Source organism: Bacillus sp. JJ722 (assembly GCF_036963345.1).
Lineage (GTDB): Bacteria > Bacillota > Bacilli > Bacillales > DSM-1321 > Bacillus_AD.
This window is the reverse complement of sequence record NZ_JBALMO010000401.1, coordinates 377-2,016: the sequence shown is the minus strand read 5'-3', so window position 1 is coordinate 2,016 and position 1,640 is coordinate 377. Positions and strand designations below refer to the sequence as shown.

At 32.4% G+C, this 1,640-nt stretch carries 2 protein-coding genes; both read left to right on the top strand.

Annotation, left to right across the window (positions count from 1 at the left end; translation table 11 throughout):
* On the top strand, positions 1 to 566 hold a 566-nt coding region (locus V7014_RS26745; protein ID WP_335512096.1), incomplete at its 5' end, for an FMN-dependent NADH-azoreductase.
* A 295-nt stretch (positions 567 to 861) separates the two neighbouring features.
* Complete coding sequence (locus tag V7014_RS26740) at positions 862 to 1,542, top strand: HAD family hydrolase (RefSeq protein ID WP_335512094.1); 681 nt, start codon at positions 862 to 864, stop codon at positions 1,540 to 1,542.
* Positions 1,543 to 1,640 lie beyond the last annotated feature (98 nt).

The window sequence follows — 1,640 nt, the reverse complement described above, 5'->3', positions numbered from 1 at the left end:
AAATGTATGAAACATTCCTAAATACGTATAAAGAAGCAAATCCAAATGCAGAGATTACTGAACTAGATCTTTTTAAACTTGATCTTCCTTACTATGGCAATACGGCTATTACTGGTGGGTATAAACGAAGTCAAGGTTTAGAATTAACTGAAGAAGAAGCGAAAGCTGCAGATGTAGTAGATCAATACTTGAATCAATTTTTAGACGCTGAAAAAGTAGTCTTCGCTTTCCCATTGTGGAATTTCACAGTTCCTGCTCCATTAGTGACATATATTTCTTATCTTTCTCAAGCGGGAAAAACATTCAAATATACAGAACAAGGACCAGTTGGTTTAGCTGGTGACAAAAAAGTTGCTGTATTAAGTGCTCGAGGTTCAGACTACTCTTCTGAACCAATGGCATCAATGGAAATGGCTGTTAACTTTGTCAAGACGATTCTTGGTTTCTGGGGCATTTCAGATTCTGAAACTGTGGTTATCGAAGGCCATAATCAACATCCTGATCGCTCACAAGAAATCATTGCAGATGGCTTAGAAAACGTTGCAAAAGTTGCTGCAAAATTCTAATTGAAAAGATTAAATGATAAAAATAAGTAGTTTCGTTTTCCTGAAGGAACACTTTAAATAACATACGAAAAAGCATACCATTAGCATAAAATTGGTATGCTTTTTTTGTTGATGAACAGCAATTTCAAGAAAAAACAGCTTGGCAATAGTCACTATCATTGATTGAATTATGGTTTTAATTTTATTGTTAAATGCTATGCTATTTCTAAACTCTTTTAAAAAAAGAGAAAAGTCATTGTAACTTCATGTTAAACTTTAGAAGTTATTTAGCATGTTACAAAGGGAGAGAAAAACAATGTTACAATCACTGATTTTTGACATGGATGGAACTCTATTTCAAACAGACAAAATTCTAGAATTATCACTTGATGATACTTTTAACCATTTACGGTCACTACATTTATGGGATACAGTAACCCCTATTGATAAATACCGTGAAATTATGGGTGTACCTTTACCAAAAGTTTGGGAAGCTTTGTTACCTAATCATTCCAATGAAGTAAGAGAACAAACGGATGCTTATTTTCTGGACAGATTAGTTGAAAATATAAGAAGTGGGAAAGGCGCTTTATATCCTAATGTAAAGGAAGTTTTCCTTTATTTAAAAGAAAATAATTGTTCAATTTACATAGCGAGTAATGGTTTAATGAAATATTTACAAGCAATTGTGAGTTATTATAATTTGGATCATTGGATTACCGAAACATTTAGTATTCAACAAATACAAACGCTCGATAAAGGAGATTTAGTTAAAACAATTATAAAAAAATATGATATAAAAAAGGCAGCAGTAGTTGGAGACCGTCTATCTGATATAAATGCAGCTAAAGATAATGGTTTGATTGCAATTGGATGTAATTTTGATTTCGCACAAGAGGATGAACTTGCTCAGGCAGATTTAGTAATAAATGACTTACTAGAGTTAAAAACAATATTTCCTAAGTTTACTAATCAAACGGCTGCATTAACTGAATAAGCGAAATAATAAATCAACGCTCAGAATGTTCTATTTCTGAGCGTTTTTGTTTGTTATGAAGAGTCATTCTTTTATCCCGTTCTAACTGACGCTAAGAC